Origin of the sequence: Cellvibrio sp. pealriver (genome assembly GCF_001183545.1) — a bacterium.
Taxonomy (GTDB): Bacteria; Pseudomonadota; Gammaproteobacteria; order Pseudomonadales; family Cellvibrionaceae; genus Cellvibrio.
In genome coordinates this window covers 1,644,101-1,657,879 of sequence record NZ_KQ236688.1, presented here as the reverse complement: position 1 = coordinate 1,657,879, position 13,779 = coordinate 1,644,101, and the positions used below count along the sequence as shown (strand labels likewise).

Genomic DNA, 13,779 nt, shown 5'->3' with positions numbered 1-13,779 from the left:
AGGTTGAAAGCTGGGCACAACATAAAACATGGAGCACTGACATAAGCGCTCTTAGGGAAAACCCGTCATTACGACAACCAAAACGGACACCTGAACTGATTATAGCCAGACCAATATTCTGCGCTAGCATCTGATTAGTTTTTTAAGGCGCAAATCTTTATTTTTTATAGCCGAAAGATTCTATGACTGTTACGCTCGTCGCCAGATTGATTGAGGGTTGGCTATGTATGATGTAATTGAAAATAATCCGGATTTTGTGGTGATCTACAAGAAACCTAATACCAGTTTCCACTCCGAAAATGGTGAGCCCGGACTATTTGAAACCGTCAAACAACGCGAAGGGTTTAGTGAGTTATATCCGGTGCACCGCTTGGATAAAGTAACGTCCGGTGTATTGGTGATGGCAAAAACAGCAGATGTGAATCGCCAGTTAGTGGATGCGTTTCGCCAGCGTCAAATTGAAAAATATTATCTTGCGATCAGCAACAAAAAGCCGCTCAAAAAGCAGGGCTTGATAAAAGGTGATATGTCACCCTCGCGACGAGGGGCTTATAAATTGTTACCTGCGCATGAGAACCCAGCGGTAACACAATTTTTTAGTAAAAGTATTGTTGCTGGGCGGCGTTTATTTATTATCAAACCCCATACCGGCAAAACACATCAAATCCGTGTTGCGTTAAAAAGTATTGGCGCTCCGATTACGGGCGACGCTTTATACGGCGATTCACAGCTTGCATCAATGTCTGACCGCTGTTATCTGCATGCATTTAGCATTGCATTTTTTATCAATGGTGCTCATTACCGTTACACACAAATGCCCCGTGAAGGTGACTATTTTTGCGATGAGTACTTCAGTTCTGCAAGTGCTGAATGGCAAGAACCCTGGTTATTGCCTTGGCCACAAATAGCGAGTGCGAATTGATGCCGCGGGTTAGCAGCAGGTTTGTATCCGTGTTTGTGTTATTGGTTGCATCAATAGCTGGATATATTTTTTATTTTCAATCTGCAACTGCTGATCGCTTGGTCAATACGGTTGAAGAAAACAAGTATCGTTTTTTCAAAACAGCCTGCTGGTTTGATGCTGATTGGACTGCAACCATCACTTGTGGCGAATTGCACACACCTGATAGCAGCGGACGATTTATTTTACCCGTCGTGATCTTGCATAGTGACGCAGAACAAGTTCGCGCTGATCCTGTTGTGTATTTACAGGGTGGGCCTGGTGCAGGTGCGCGTTTACATGGTGATGGCATCAAACAATGGCTGAGTTGGATGCGCTTTTCTCAATTACAGCGCGATCTTATTTTGCTGGATACTCGTGGCACCGGGCGCAGCAAGCCAGCATTGGTTTGCAGTGAATATAATCAGTTTAATCAGCAACTATTGAAAAAAAATATTTCTCTGCGTGATGAGTTATCGCAGGGTTTTGATGTGGCATCGGCATGTTTTGCTAAAGCTGCGAATATTGCCCCGGCATTGGATTATCGCAATTTAAGTACCCAAAGGTCAGCACAAGATGTACGTGCATTAATGGCAGAGTTAGGTTATCCCGAGTGGAATATCCTTGGTGTTTCTTACGGTACTCGTCTTGCACTTGAAATCGCACATCAAGAGCAGCAATTCGTTCACGATATAAAACTAAAATCGATGGTGTTGGACTCAGTTTATCCTGCAGGTTTCGGCGGCGTGCAAACCTGGCCACAAATGTTAGATGATGGTCTTAGGCATTTTTTTCATGGCTGCTCGGCGCAAAAAGACTGTTTTGGTCGCTTGGAAAGTATTGAGTCGATTGAACAGCAATTTTTAAGTGTGCTTTCGCACTTGCAAGTTGAGCCGTTTACATTGACTGTGCCCCGGTGGGATGGCGAAGCCCCGGTAACGTTCGTAGTCAATGATCATCGATTTTTATCAGCAACGTTTGCTGCTGTTTATAATCCAATTGATTGGCCAAAAATAATTGATGCGATGCGTGCCGTTCGTGAGCATCGAACATCATTGCTAAAACCATTGATTGAACCTTATGTAAATCAAAGTATGAGCAGTGATTTTAATAGTCTGACGTTTATGGCGGTAGATTGTGCTGATAATCCGGTGCAATCAGAAGCGGACTTTATTGCTGAGCTCACGCGATATCCTCTGTTACAGAATTACACCCGTGATCAATGGCGCTACCAGCTTTGTCATAAGCTGCAGAGTGAATCATCCCTGCTTGCAGTGGAACCCAAGGTGCCCACGTTAATGTTGGCAGGCACTTTGGACCCCGTCACACCTGTCAGTTGGGCGCAAGCTATCCATCAACAATGGCCACAAACACAATTGCGAGTTCGTAAACAGCTTGCTCACGCTGTATTGGCAAGCGATGTGTGCTTATTGGAGAATTTGGATAGGTTTTTTGACCAGCCTCAGGAAAAATTTATCGCATGCGCTGAAGGCGATGAATTGTCGGGAGGCACAAAGCAGCAGAAAAAAGTCACATCATTAGGCAGTGATTAAAAGAAGCAGTAATGAAAAATAGACTGAAATGAAAAACAAAAAGGCCGCATAAAAATATGCGGCCTTTTCGTTTAATTTTGGCTCCGCCTGCTGGACTCGAACCAGCGACCCAATGATTAACAGTCATTTGCTCTACCGACTGAGCTAAGGCGGAATAATGCTCTTCATGCTGAAGAGGCGCGCATGATAGCGATGCGCTATCCGTTGGTCAATATCCGCTGCTCAATCGGTTGCGCAGTATGTGGATGTTTTTTTGAAAAACGTGTTGTGAAAAAGCATGGCGATGAAATACAAAAAAGGACGCATTTGCGTCCTTTTTATTTTGCTGCTGATTACGGTATTACTATTCGTATTTGCAGAGATAAGATGTTTCCACATCTGCAGATACTTTGAAACGTTGGTTCGCTTCAACAATAAAGGTTTGTCCCGCAGAGAATGTTTCTGCTTTATCGCTACCTGGTAACACAACCGTCAGGCTGCCACTTACCACAGTCATATATTCTTTTTGGCTGGTACCGAATTCGTAGTCGCCTTTTGCCATCACACCAATTGTGGCAGGCAAAGTTTCGGTTTGGAAAGCGATAGATTTCACTGCGCCACCAAAGTATTCGTTCACTTTAAACATAGGGTGCTCCATTAAGAAGAGTGGGAATTGTTATCGGAATCCAACAACGGTTGCTGCAATTGTTGATGGCTGCTTGCGATGATAAAACTCTCGCGCACAAAAAAGGCCGCATGTTTATGCGGCCTTTTTCGTTTAATTTTGGCTCCGCCTGCTGGACTCGAACCAGCGACCCAATGATTAACAGTCATTTGCTCTACCGACTGAGCTAAGGCGGATCGGTGACTTCCTGTTTGGAAGTGGAGCGCATCATATAGAGGCGACTTTCGTTGGTCAACCCTTTTTTAGCGCCTATGGCCTGAAAAAATACCAATGAATTCAAAGCTGTCTATTAATTCCCCAGCTTGTGTTTTTGCTAGTCACTGCTGCGCGATGGTGTTTTGGGGAGTACGTTAATTGGCCAAGCTAATGACCTTGAAACTACCATTATCGGCCAGTGTGTTTATCTCCTTGAAGAGCGGTGCGGCCTTGCGCTCCAGTGGGATAAACTGGTTCACCACAAAAAGTGCTATCCCCTGCGGGGCCAATAGGTGTTTGGCGTTCAGGAGGAATTTGTCGGTCAGGTCACCATCAATGCCAAATCCTTGGTGAAAGGGGGGGTTGCACAGCAGTAGGTCGGCTTTTGCATTTATGCCTTTGCCTGCATCGGCTGCGATAATGTCGCCATTTAACTGATTGAATTGCAGGTTCTGCCGGGCAAGCTGCAGCGCAGCCGCGTTGTTATCGGTCATTATCCAGTGGTTGATACTGCTGCAGATATCGAGGCTCGCTGCTGCTATGGCCAGGTATCCATAACCACAACCCAAATCAACGCAGGTATTGAGCGGATTTGGCTGGGGGGATAATTGCTTGAGTTGTTCAATAAGCAATGCGCTGCCTGCGTCTACTTTATTCCAACCAAATAACCCCGGTTTGCTGTGCAGCTGTAGCCCTGAATCCGATGCAATAAGGCGCGGCTGCCGGTAGTCGCTATCATCCAACAACTCCGCTGCATTATATTCCGTGTATTTAGTAAGCTCGGAAGAATAAACCGGGCCATTTTTTACGATATTTTTCCCACTACCAAACAACTTGGCGATTTTTTCGATATAGGTTTTAGTCCCTTCGTTTTTATAGCCTGCCAATAATAATTTCCCTCCGGGCTTCAGGCAGCGCCAGGCTTGGTTGAACAAGTGATGTACCACAGGTTTTTCTTTTGACACACGATAAAAAATTTTATCAAGGCTGTTATCGGCGATTTCACTGCAATCAAAATCATTGAACTCTGTCGTGAATCCGCGCGCTTTTGCTTGCTCGGCAACATCCCAGCGATTGGTTAGCACCAATAATTGTTCTTCATGTAAAGCAGTAGGTAGGGTGTTGAGTGCATTTTCATCGGTACACCACAGAAAACGCGCGTTTTTATCGGCGTGAATTGCCGTTAATTCCCGGGTAATCCAATTCAGGGCTAAATCATTCATGGTGCTACGCTCTTTATTTCTTGCTCGGTTAGTGCGCGATATTCGCCGGGCGCTAATGCGGGATCTAATTGAATACCGCCAATGCTTTCGCGGTGCAGTGCCACTACGAGATTGCCTGCTGCTGCAAACATACGTTTGACTTGATGGTATTTCCCTTCATGAATTTTCAAGCGCGCTTCATGGCTGGATAGTAATTCCAGCTGTGCGGGGCGTGTAGGCGCTTTCTCACCGTGCAGTTGTACACCGGCAGCAAACAGTGCGGCAGTGTCATTGCTTATCGGGTTAGCAGTAGTGACGCGATAGACCTTGTCGCATTCGTGACGAGGTGAAGTGATGCGGTGATTCCATTGGCCATCGTCAGTTAATAACACCAATCCGGTCGTATCAATATCCAGACGCCCCACAATTTGTAATTCTTGCCAACGCGGCAAGCGAATTAAATCCACTACAACCGGGTGATCGCTGTCGCTATTGGCGCACACATAACCCAGTGGTTTATGCAGCATTAAATAGCGGGTTTTAAATGGTTCAACGATATTGCCATCAAGCGTAATGATTTCGTCGCCAACCAATTTTTGATCACCTTTTTTGGCGATAACATCATTCACGCTGACTCTGCCTGCTTTGATCGCTTGCTGGATAAGTGAGCGTGATGAATCGCTATTTTGGCTGAGAAACTTATCGAGACGCATTAGTGATCCTGAGCGGTAATCCAATTAGAGGGTAGGGCATGTTCCCAGTCAAATTGGTGAATTATTCGGGTAAATTTTGGTGCGAGCGGTGCCGTTAATGTCAGCGGCTCGCGGGTGATTGGGTGAATAAATTGCATTTCAGTCGATGCGAGCATTAGTCCGTCGCACGTAAATTTTTCCTGAAAAAAGCGGTTGTGATTACCCTTGCCGTGTTTTGCATCGCCAATAATCGGATGGCTGATATGTTTCATATGGCGGCGGATTTGATGCTTGCGGCCGGTCTTTGGTGTGCATTGAACCAGTGAATAGCGGGTGCAAGGATACTTATCGATACTAAACGGAAATTCGATTTGCGCCAGTGTTTTAAATTCGGTTATGGCTTCTTGTGCTGGCTTATCGGTGCGTGCTTTTTTATCGGTATATTTATCCAGCTCTTCAACTAACGGATGGTCGATAATACCTTGCCCGGGCGCAAAGCCGCGCACTAGTGCGATATAGGTTTTTGTCAGTGCATGACGGCTAAAAATATCGCCTAATTGCCGTGCAACGTCTGGCGAAAGTGCAAATACCAATACACCAGCTGTCGGTTTATCCAAGCGGTGAATCGGGTATACCAATTGCCCGAGTTGATCGCGCAACAACTGCACGGCAAAGCGTGTTTCATGTCGATCAATTTCACTGCGATGTACCAACAAGCCGCCCGGTTTATTGATGGCAACCAGATATTCATCGCGATAAATAATCGGCAGTGTCTCGGTCATTGCGTTGGCTTATAAAATGGTTTTGGTTTTTAAAGATATCGGGCTGTAAAAATAAAAGCAGGCGAGTGCCTGCTTTTATCGGTAACGCATAAGCAGCGCTAAAAATTATTGCGCACTTGTTGCTGCTTCGGTTGCATTGCCATTGGATTCAGCGGTACAGCTAAATCCCCAACCGCTTTGCTTTTCGGCAAACTCTGCCGCTTTCGCTTCGCATTGGCCTTCGGTGCTCTCATAGCTCCACAATGTTTGAGCGTTTCCGCCCTTCGTATAGTTCACTGTACAAGGCACCGGTTTGTCGGTTGATGTATAAGCGACTTCAATAACACGCTCTGCATTGCCCATCTTACAAGTATATTTAATTGCATCATTTGCAGTAGCAGAAACACTCACTGCCAACAAACTACCAACCAACAGAAATTTACGCATTTGATCTTTACTCCTTAAAAGTTAAATGGCGATACGAACAATAATGGGCAGCAATATTAGAGCGATGCAACAGAAAACATTAACCGATTTTCTTTTCGCCCGAGTCTACGGTTTGGTAAATCAATGTGTTGATTGTCATTGGGCCAACGCCGCCGGGAACTGGCGTGTAAGCAGCAACGCGATCAACCAACGGCTTCAATTCGATATCGCCCACACCACCGGGATGGTAGCCCGCATCGACAACAACAGCGCCATCTTTAATCCACTCGGCTTTAATAAATTCCGGTTTGCCCACAGCGCCAACCAGAATATCGGCCTGCTTGATTAGTGCCGGTAAATTTTGTGTGCGTGAATGGCAGATGGTGACGGTAGCGTTGGCGTTAAGCAGCATCAGTGCCATAGGTTTACCCAAAATAGGGCTGCGACCAACCACTACAGCGTGCTTGCCTGCGAGTTCAATTCCGTAAGCTTCCAACAAGCGCATAATGCCTTTTGGTGTTGCGCAACCATAAGCTTCTTCACCCATGCTCATACGGCCAAAACCCAAACAGGTTACGCCGTCTACATCTTTCTCTGCGCTGATTGCATCAAAGCACTGGCGCTCATCAATTTGGTGCGGAACCGGGTGCTGCAGCAGTATGCCGTGAACGTTGGGGTTGTTGTTTAATTCCTGGATTTTGGCAAGCAATTGCTCGGTTGTGGTAGATGAAGGCATCTCCACCTTCAATGACTCCATACCAATACGGGTACAGGCATTACCTTTCATTTTCACGTAGGTCGCAGAAGCTGGGTCATCACCCACCAGAATGGTCGCCAGAATAGGGGTTTGGCCATTGCTACGCGCTTTTAAAGCAGCAACGCGAGCAGAGAGTTCCTGTTCAGTTTTTTCGGCAAGGGCTTTGCCATCCAATACAAGTGCGGACATGGGCGCTAATTACCTGTGTAGTAAATTAAGAAAGGTGAAGGTTTGAGGTCGCGCATTTTCCCACAGTGAGTATAGAGCGCCAAGGAAATTAGTATTGCTGTATGGAAATAGTGAGCTTGAGGAGAATTGCAAAATAAGGAAAGTGGAGAGGGGTGATATAAGATCATTACGGGGATTGGGGTGGCTGATGGGGTTCGAACCCACGACCACTGGAATCACAATCCAGGGCTCTACCAACTGAGCTACAGCCACCGTAGCGAGAACAAGCAACACATCCATATGATGGGATTTTATCCCAACAGAAGTTTATCAAGTGAAGTGTGGGCGAGTAATTAATTGCCCAAATGGCGCACCCGGCAGGATTCGAACCTGCGACCACCCGCTTAGAAGGCGGGTGCTCTATCCAGCTGAGCTACGGGCACATGCTGGAGCAAACCTTGGCAGGTTCGATAAAAATATGGTCGGAGTGGAGGGATTCGAACCCCCGACATTCTGCTCCCAAAACAGACGCGCTACCGGGCTGCGCTACACTCCGACAACTCAAAACAGACTGCGTTTCGAGTGGTGCGCATATTAGCGATGAGACTTAGGCTCGTCAACGGAAAAAACACAACAAAATAAAATATTTAGCTCGTTCAGTTAAAATCTAATCAGCTTGTACAGCCACTATTCAATGTCTGTGAATTGCTTTGTCCTTTGCATGTTATTTAGGTGCAAGCCTGACGCTTGGCTAATAGCTTTTTATCTTTTCTCTGATTGTGTTTTGCCTATTGCCCTCAATATCCCTCTGTATGTCACTCTGGTTATCGGGCTTGTGTGTGTAGCATCGGCTCGTCAGAATACGCGATTACCTGTTTGGGAGACTTTATGCAAAACAATAATTTAGCTGTTGCGATGAAACTTGGTATGCGTCGGTTGGCGTCAGGTGTGTGTGTTCTCTCCACCACTCTCGCTGATAAACAACGATTTGCAATGACAGTTTCATCTGTGACGTCTGTTTCTGATTCACCCCCTTCTTTACTGGTCTGTATCAACCAGCTTGTCTCTCAACAAGGGCATCTTGCTACGCTAGGGAGTCAATTCGCAGTGAATGTTCTGTCGGCTGAGCATCAGGATGTTTCCAATATCTGTGCAGGTCGTGCGCCAACTCAGGATCGTTTTGAGGTAGGGAACTGGGAAGATGATGATACCGGACTTCCTGTCTTGTCAGATGCCCAGGCCGTATTTATCTGCCAGACAGATCATGTCACAACCTATGGCACTCATAAAATTGTTATCGGAGTGATCCATAAAGTGATTCTTAATGAGGTAGATGTAAATCCGCTGCTTTATGCCGATGGTAGTTATGGTGCATTCAAGCGCCAGTAGCCGGGCGCATAGCGTGTTGTTTCCTCGCGTTGATTTGAGTGATTACAGGTGTTCTCGCTAGATGGTTTTCAGAGGGCAAGATACAGAAAATTTTTTGTCAAAAATCAGCTTGCAATATGAATGTTTCGTGTCTATCGCGTGTTTAAGGTTAATGGCCACTAACTCTTTATGCACACCTGTTGGTCTTAAATCAATATCTTGCTCATGATGTGAGCATAATCGGAAAAAAATGGCTTTTTTTACTTGTTTTTTATTATAAGTTATTAATAAATAAGGAAAATTTTTTGTTGGCTAAAATATAGTCAATTTGTATCTGGTGCAGATTTTACAGGCCTTTTGGGCGGTTTCCCAAAAACTATCCACTAAGTTATCCACAGAAAATGTGGACAAAATTTTGATGAAATTTTTTGTGCAAAAAAGTTACAGTTTGTGTGTTATCTATCTTGTTTCGTAACAAGTCACAACAATGTGTGTGAATTTTTTCTGATTGAATGACTGGGTTTATCTATGAGCGAACGATTGAAGGTTGCTGTGCTGGGTGGTGGGAGTTTTGGTACGGCAATTGCCAATATTATTGCGTGTAACAGCCATCATACCTACTTATGGATGCGTTCTGAGGAACAGGCCAGGCAGTGCCAGGCAGAGCATCAAAATACACGCTATTTACCTGGTTACCAATTGCATGAGCAGTTGGTAATAACCGCTGATTTGGCACAGACGATCACGGGGGCCAATCTGGTATTTGTTTCTATACCCAGTCATTCATTTCGTGCTGTCGTTAGACAAATTAAGCCACTGTTGGGTGCTGATACTATGGTAGTAAGTACTGCCAAAGGTATAGAGCCGGAGGGGCATGGTTTTACCTTGATGAGTCAAATCCTTGAGCAGGAGCTTCCTGATCATAAGATCGGAGTGCTTAGCGGGCCTAACTTTGCAAAAGAAATCGTACAGCAGCAGCAGACAGGCACAGTGATCGCGAGTGAGAGTGATGTTGTGATTAATTGTGTCCAGCAGACCTTGAAGTCGCGTAGCTTCCGCGTTTACGCCAATCATGATCGGTACGGCGTTGAATTGGGCGGTGCGCTCAAAAACATCTACGCTATTATCTGCGGTATGGCTGCTGCCCTAGGAGCCGGGCACAACACCCAGGCGATGTTACTGACTCGCAGTCTTGCAGAGATGGGACGTTTTGCGCAGGTAATGGGTGCAAATCCAATGACGTTTTTAGGGTTGGCCGGTGTGGGCGATTTGATTTTGACTTGCACATCGGACTTGAGCCGTAATTATCGTGTTGGATTTGCCTTGGGACAGGGTAAACCGTTAGATGAAATTGTTGCATCATTAGGACAGGTGGCGGAAGGCGTTAACACTCTCCATCAGGTAAAACACAAAGCGGATGAGCTGGGTGTATACATGCCGCTGGTGTCCGGGTTGCATGCGGTTTTATTTGAAGGCAAAGCAATTGCTGAGGTTGCTCATGGTTTGATGGTGGGCGAGCAAGCAGATGATGTTGAATATTTAAGAGGTAATTGAAATGGACAATGAACAATTAAAATCCAATTTGACATCTAGCAAGCATTGGTTGCGCCTGGTGTTTATGTTGTTATTCGCAGCGGTATTACAGTTAGCCAGTTTAGTAATGTGGATTTTGGTTGCTGCACAATTTTTATTTTCCCTCATCACAGGCGAAGACAATCAACATTTGCGCCGCTTTGGTCATTCGTTATCAACTTACATTTACGATGTATTGAAATTTTTGTGTTACAGCAGTGAAGAAAAACCTTTCCCGTTTGCTGATTGGCCTACAGGAAAACGAGATGCGCCTAGCAATCCAGAAGCGACTCCTTCTGTGCAAGAGTCGCCAAAGCGTTTGGCTAGTGCACCAGATCAGGCGACAGAATAAATGATCGTTTACTTTCTGCGGCACGGACACGCAGAGTCTCAGGTAACGACGGACGAGGCTCGTGCTCTAACTGCCAAAGGCCGCAGTGATACATCAGTAGTCTTGCGTACGCGTGTAGAAAACATGAAAGGGGTATCACAGATATGGGCAAGCCCTTTAGTGCGTGCGCAGCAAACTGCTGAAATTGCGCAGAATTTTTTTCCTGCTGTGGCAATTCAAACAACACCGCTTTTGGTTCCTGAGGCAAGTCCCTCACTATTGTTGGATTGGTTGACCCAGCTGCCCTTGTTGGATAGCAACAATGCTATTTTGCTGGTGACCCATCAACCATTGGTGGGGCTATTGGTTAACCGACTATGCGGTAAAGCCGATCATTTTTATCCCATGGGAACAAGTTCTCTGGCTGCTATTGAATGTGATGTGATCGCAGCAGGTCTTGGCAATTTGCGCTGGCTTGAGCATGCACCTGTAGATAGTTAGTTTTTTGGTGTTTGGCTTCCCGGGTTCTTTTGCAAAACCCAATGCAATAACGCTCTAAATGTAACTCTCTAAAAAGAACATAAATGATTACCTTGTCGATTGCCTGAGTGAACGTTATGGTGCAAACAACCAAACCGCGCGAACTGGTTTTTACCGTAAATGGTATGGATTTCGCCGCGCAAGAGTGGGGAGAGGCGCATCATTTACCCGTGCTGGCGTTGCATGGCTGGCTGGACAACTCCTCCAGTTTTTATGCGCTCGCGCCTCGCTTGCACAATCTCCATATTGTTGCTCTGGATATGGCCGGACATGGGCAAAGCTCACATCGTCCGGGGCAAATGGCCTATACACCTTGGGATGATATTAATGATGTCCTCGCGGTTGCAGACTATCTGGGGTGGGAGCGTTTTGCGTTATTGGGTCATTCACGCGGTGCGATTATAGGTACTCTTGCGGCGGGTGCTTTTCCCGAGCGTTTTATTGCACTAGGGTTGGTTGAAGGGCTTCTGCCTGAGCCCGCAAAACCGCAAGATGCCCCCAAGCAATTGGCGGCGGCGATCACGGGGCTCAGGGCACAGCAACAAAAAACACCGTCGGTGTATCCCGATCTTACAATTGCTATCAAGGCGCGTGAACGCGGCATGTTTCCACTGAGCAATGCTGCAGCAAGTGCTTTGACGTTGCGTGGCGTAGTGCCAAAGGCCGATGGTTATTCGTGGAGTACTGATCCTCGCTTATTGGCACCATCGGTTATCAAGTTATCGGCAGAACAGTTGGGCTCGTTTGTGAATGCGGTGTCTGCTCCTGTAAAACTGCTGCTAGCAGAAGATGGGTTGCCAAAACTTTATGCCAATTATTTGCATGAAGTAAAACAGTTTCCTCATATTGATTTTGAAGTGTTGTCTGGTGGGCATCACTTGCATATGGAGCAGCAGGTCGATCAAGTTGCCGAAAAACTCAATCTGTTTTTTTCCTCTTTTGTGAAACAGTGGCAAACCAAACAATAATGCATTTTATTGCTGGCCAATTTATTAGCTTATTAGCGGTCAATGTTGAATCTTGTGTTGTGAGAGCCTATGAAATTCCGTTTACTCGTTTCAAGCTTGATTGTTGCATGTATCCCTTTCGCTTCATTTGCGGCTGAATTGCCACTAGAACACTATCCTCGCGCACGGATTATGTTCCAAAGCATTGCTGCTAATGATGATTATGTATTGGCTTTAAGCAGCTACAAAAAAATTGCGGGCAGCTGGCGCGTTGATCGTCAACAGCGATTGGCAGGTATGCTTGCGCGTTATACGTTGGAGTTACCAGAGGGCCATGGTGCCAGTAAAGGGTTCGATTTTTATCTGGATCAATTGCACGCGTTTAATGTGCGTGAGTTATTTCACTGTAAAAGCCGTGATTGCGGTACCAGTAATTCCTGGGCCAATAACCATTTCAAAATTTTGCAGTTGTATGGATTGGATCAGCACCAGCAATACGGTGCCTATGAAGTAATTACCGCTGATGCAAAACCTTTCTATGTTTCGCTTTACGCAGTGCAGCGAGGCAATAAACGCGTGTATTTGCAAGTTGATGTGTTGCATACCGACAAAGTGATTGAGTTAGGTATCGCATCAAGTCCTGAATCGATTATTAAATCCCTGCATGCCAATGGCTATTATGTATTTCCTGATTTGATTGTGGGGAATGTGAAAACAGATCGGCCTATTCAAATAAAGCCTGCACATATCAAGGCGCTGGTGGATGTGTTGGCGCTTGAGCCAGAGTGGGAGATTGCATTGGTTGGGCACGATTATGCCCCAGTCTCTTTGGAGCAGCAGCAACAGTATTCACTTGCCTATGCTGAGCAATTAAAAGCGGAGTTATTGGAGCAGGGAGTTGCTGCACAGCGTATGAGTAGTTATGGCTTGGGTAGTCTGGCTCCCGCCGGAAGAGGCGACAGGAGCGCGCGAGTAGAAATCGTTAAGGTTGAAACAGATTGATACGGCCTAGCGAATCAACGATAAAAATTCATTGCGTGTTGCCTGGCTGCTGCGGAAACTGCCGCGCATAGCAGAAGTTTTCATTGACGAGTTCTGCTTTTCCACGCCACGCATCATCATGCACATATGTTTCGCCTCAATAATGACACCCACGCCGGAGGCTCCGGTAATTTCCTGAATGCATTCGGCGATCTGTACCGTCAATTGTTCCTGAATTTGTAAGCGACGGGCGAACATATCCACAATCCGTGCAACTTTTGACAACCCTAATACTTTCCCGGTAGGGATATAGGCGACATGTGCTTTTCCGATAAAGGGAAGCAAGTGATGTTCGCATAGAGAGTAGAGCTCGATGTCTTTCACCAGGATCATTTCGTCGGAATCAGAGGGGAAGAGCGCATCATTAACTACTTCTTCCAATGTCTGGTTGTATCCGCGAGTCAGGAATTGAAAGGCTTTTGCGGCGCGGTCGGGTGTATCCAATAAGCCTGGGCGGGTTAAATCTTCGCCAATCCCGGCGATTATGTTTGCAAAATGTTCTCTCATTGAAAGCTCCTCAAGCGGCAATATCATGTTGCCTTGCACAAAACGGCAGTTTACCGCTTTCAGCGACTATCGCGAAAACATAAATCCTGATTTGCCTGATGAATTGGGTAGAATG

The 13,779-nt window shown here is 46.0% G+C and carries 15 protein-coding genes and 5 tRNA genes; 8 read left to right on the top strand and 12 right to left on the bottom strand.

The window, feature by feature from the left end:
- The first annotated feature begins 223 nt into the window (after window positions 1–223).
- Together VC28_RS07030 and VC28_RS07025 are read left to right on the top strand one after the other, a co-directional pair.
- Window positions 224–922 carry a TIGR01621 family pseudouridine synthase gene (locus tag VC28_RS07030; RefSeq protein WP_049630017.1) on the top strand — a complete coding sequence of 233 codons (699 nt, stop codon included), beginning with the start codon at window positions 224–226 and terminating at the stop codon, window positions 920–922.
- 29 nt (window positions 923–951) lie between these two features.
- Complete coding sequence (locus tag VC28_RS07025; protein WP_049630016.1) at window positions 952–2,493, top strand: alpha/beta fold hydrolase; 1,542 nt, start codon at window positions 952–954, stop codon at window positions 2,491–2,493.
- A 78-nt stretch (window positions 2,494–2,571) separates the two neighbouring features.
- On the opposite strand, the gene VC28_RS07020 is transcribed toward VC28_RS07025, so the two are convergent.
- The 11 genes from VC28_RS07020 to VC28_RS06970 all read right to left on the bottom strand — a co-directional run bounded on the left by VC28_RS07020 (window position 2,572) and on the right by VC28_RS06970 (window position 7,914).
- Window positions 2,572–2,647, bottom strand: a tRNA-Asn gene (locus tag VC28_RS07020).
- 189 nt (window positions 2,648–2,836) lie between these two features.
- On the bottom strand, window positions 2,837–3,118 hold the full coding sequence (locus VC28_RS07015) for a pyrimidine/purine nucleoside phosphorylase (protein WP_049630015.1): 282 nt from the start codon (window positions 3,116–3,118) through the stop codon (window positions 2,837–2,839).
- Between the two features lie 139 nt (window positions 3,119–3,257).
- Window positions 3,258–3,333, bottom strand: a tRNA-Asn gene (locus VC28_RS07010).
- A 174-nt stretch (window positions 3,334–3,507) separates the two neighbouring features.
- Entirely contained in the window at window positions 3,508–4,575 is a 1,068-nt protein-coding gene (locus tag VC28_RS07005) for a methyltransferase (protein WP_049630014.1), read from the bottom strand.
- Entirely contained in the window at window positions 4,572–5,267 is a 696-nt protein-coding gene (gene rsuA, locus VC28_RS07000) for a 16S rRNA pseudouridine(516) synthase RsuA (protein WP_049630013.1), read from the bottom strand. Before rsuA ends, VC28_RS07005 begins: the two co-directional genes overlap by 4 nt.
- The gene (gene truC / locus VC28_RS06995) at window positions 5,267–6,028 is read right to left on the bottom strand and encodes a tRNA pseudouridine(65) synthase TruC (RefSeq protein WP_049630012.1); all 762 of its coding nucleotides are present in this window, start codon (window positions 6,026–6,028) and stop codon (window positions 5,267–5,269) included. The genes rsuA and truC overlap by 1 nt, the downstream gene beginning before the upstream one ends.
- 105 nt (window positions 6,029–6,133) lie before the next feature.
- Complete coding sequence (locus VC28_RS06990) at window positions 6,134–6,454, bottom strand: hypothetical protein (protein WP_053094165.1); 321 nt, start codon at window positions 6,452–6,454, stop codon at window positions 6,134–6,136.
- Window positions 6,455–6,533: 79 nt separating this feature from the next.
- Complete coding sequence (gene folD / locus VC28_RS06985) at window positions 6,534–7,379, bottom strand: bifunctional methylenetetrahydrofolate dehydrogenase/methenyltetrahydrofolate cyclohydrolase FolD (protein WP_049630011.1); 846 nt, start codon at window positions 7,377–7,379, stop codon at window positions 6,534–6,536.
- Window positions 7,380–7,555: 176 nt separating this feature from the next.
- Window positions 7,556–7,631: transfer RNA gene (locus VC28_RS06980), tRNA-His, on the bottom strand.
- Between the two features lie 93 nt (window positions 7,632–7,724).
- Window positions 7,725–7,801: transfer RNA gene (locus VC28_RS06975), tRNA-Arg, on the bottom strand.
- A 36-nt stretch (window positions 7,802–7,837) separates the two neighbouring features.
- Window positions 7,838–7,914 (bottom strand) — tRNA-Pro (locus VC28_RS06970).
- Between the two features lie 332 nt (window positions 7,915–8,246).
- Between VC28_RS06970 and VC28_RS06965 the strand changes: the two genes are divergently transcribed.
- The 6 genes from VC28_RS06965 to VC28_RS06940 all read left to right on the top strand — a co-directional run bounded on the left by VC28_RS06965 (window position 8,247) and on the right by VC28_RS06940 (window position 13,118).
- Window positions 8,247–8,747: a flavin reductase family protein gene (locus VC28_RS06965; RefSeq protein ID WP_049630010.1), complete on the top strand. Its 501-nt coding sequence runs from the start codon at window positions 8,247–8,249 to the stop codon at window positions 8,745–8,747.
- A 507-nt stretch (window positions 8,748–9,254) separates the two neighbouring features.
- On the top strand, window positions 9,255–10,280 hold the full coding sequence (locus tag VC28_RS06960) for an NAD(P)H-dependent glycerol-3-phosphate dehydrogenase (protein WP_049630009.1): 1,026 nt from the start codon (window positions 9,255–9,257) through the stop codon (window positions 10,278–10,280).
- A 1-nt stretch (window position 10,281) separates the two neighbouring features.
- A complete protein-coding gene (locus VC28_RS06955; protein WP_049630008.1) occupies window positions 10,282–10,650 on the top strand; it encodes a DUF4389 domain-containing protein in 369 nt (122 codons plus the stop codon).
- Window positions 10,651–11,130 (top strand): phosphohistidine phosphatase SixA, encoded by a 480-nt coding sequence (gene sixA, locus VC28_RS06950; RefSeq protein WP_049630007.1) that lies wholly within the window; start codon window positions 10,651–10,653, stop codon window positions 11,128–11,130.
- Window positions 11,131–11,246: 116 nt separating this feature from the next.
- Complete coding sequence (locus tag VC28_RS06945) at window positions 11,247–12,137, top strand: alpha/beta fold hydrolase (protein ID WP_049630006.1); 891 nt, start codon at window positions 11,247–11,249, stop codon at window positions 12,135–12,137.
- 69 nt (window positions 12,138–12,206) lie between these two features.
- The gene (locus VC28_RS06940) at window positions 12,207–13,118 is read left to right on the top strand and encodes a DUF4892 domain-containing protein (RefSeq protein WP_049630005.1); all 912 of its coding nucleotides are present in this window, start codon (window positions 12,207–12,209) and stop codon (window positions 13,116–13,118) included.
- A 6-nt stretch (window positions 13,119–13,124) separates the two neighbouring features.
- Here VC28_RS06940 and folE read toward each other — a convergent pair whose 3' ends face one another.
- The gene (folE, locus tag VC28_RS06935) at window positions 13,125–13,664 is read right to left on the bottom strand and encodes a GTP cyclohydrolase I FolE (protein WP_049630004.1); all 540 of its coding nucleotides are present in this window, start codon (window positions 13,662–13,664) and stop codon (window positions 13,125–13,127) included.
- Window positions 13,665–13,779 lie beyond the last annotated feature (115 nt).